Origin of the sequence: Eudoraea sp., from assembly GCF_049665975.1 — a bacterium.
In the GTDB taxonomy this organism is placed as follows: domain Bacteria; phylum Bacteroidota; class Bacteroidia; order Flavobacteriales; family Flavobacteriaceae; genus Eudoraea.
The window spans coordinates 1-1,652 of sequence record NZ_JBATGR010000041.1 but is presented as its reverse complement, the minus strand read 5'-3'; the positions used below and the strand labels follow the sequence as shown (position 1 = coordinate 1,652).

1 pseudogene is annotated in these 1,652 nt (G+C 35.4%); it reads right to left on the bottom strand.

The window, feature by feature from the left end:
• Positions 1–167: 167 nt before the first annotated feature.
• Positions 168–1,652: pseudogene (locus tag WBN20_RS01760) on the bottom strand (alpha/beta hydrolase family protein); the annotation flags it as partial.

Genomic DNA, 1,652 nt, shown 5'->3' with positions numbered 1-1,652 from the left:
CTTGTATTTAGACTCAACAAATTTCTGAATTTTGTTGTAATGGAAACGTCATGATGAACTTGAAATAGCGAAAAAAAAGATTTGAAGTACGATACAAACAAGAGAAAAGGAGCCATTTAGCTCCTTTCCATTGTATTCTAAAAATATAATTTCAGTTAAAGCTGTAATCAGTCTTTTATTGGTTGTTTAAGTTCCTTCTTACCAAGATGTGTTGCGTAAAAGCCCATCATAGACTTATAGAGCGCTATAGAATTTTCTTCTTTGGCATAGCCATGTCCTTCATCATATTTAACCATATATGGCACATCATATCCCTTAGCTCTCAGAGCACTTACTATCTGATCTGACTCATCTATATTAACCCTGGGATCATTGGCTCACTGCACTACAAATAGAGGTTTCTTAATACGATCTATTTGATAGACAGGGGACACTTCCTCCATAATGACTTTCTCTTCGGCGATATCCTCATCGTACCAAATTTCTTTAATTATTTTAAGATAAGGCTTCCAATACGGAGGGATGGTTTGCATAAATGTAAATAAGTTGGATACACCAACATAATCTACACCACAGGCGTATAAATCAGGTGTTTTAGTCAAACCTCTTAATACAGCATATCCGCCATGACTCCCGCCATAAATAGCGGCTTTATTCTTATCTACCCATCCTTCATCAATAACATACTGCAAACCATCTTCCACATCATCCATGGCTTTCCTTCCAATCTGTTTAAATCCGGATTCTAAAAACTCTTTGCCGTACCCGCCCGAGATCCTAAAATTTACCTGAAGTGTAGCATAACCTCTGCTTGCAAATAATTGTGCTTCGGGATTAAATCCCCAGGAATCGCGAACACCTTGCGGACCTCCGTGAGGATTTACAATTACAGGAACTTTTTGTCCGCTCAGGGCAGCTTTAGGCAGGGTAATATATCCATGTAAGGTAATTCCATCCCTGCTTTTAAATGTTATTGGACGCATTTCTGCCATATCCTCCTCCTTAAGCTGTGGCATTAAGTTATATAGTTCTTTAAACTCATCTTTTATAACATCATAAGAGTAATAAACTCCATAAAGTTTATCACTGGCTACAAAAATCAAATAGCTGTTTTCGTCATCCGTAAAATCCGCAATGTTATATTGTTTGCCCTTAAATTGTTTTTCAAATTTTGTATGTAATTTTTTAAAATAATCACTTACTGGAACAATAACCTGTTTCTCCCCTTCGTATTGAAAATAATCTAGCTCCCAATTTCTTTTTCTGGAAGTAGCCATGTCAGAAACATCATATTTATCATTACTGAATATCTTTTTTATTTGTTTATCTTCTTTAAGATCATAAAGGACAATTTCTGACTTATCACTTTCCAAATTTGTTACCATGTATGCATCATGCGGATTTGGAGTAGCATAATTAAATTGTAAAATCCCAAAAGCGTCTTTCCAATTAAGACTTTTGAATAACTCAAATTTACCTTCCTCCGTGGCATAGTAAATATCCTGTTCCACTCCATCCCGAATCCTGGTAAATGCCTTTAAATTTCCTTCTTTATCAAAATTATAACCTGAGATAGGATTAGATGGATCTTCATTACTGTAGAGTTGGTTTAATTCTCCATTAACTACATTTACCTTATATGGTTCGAATAC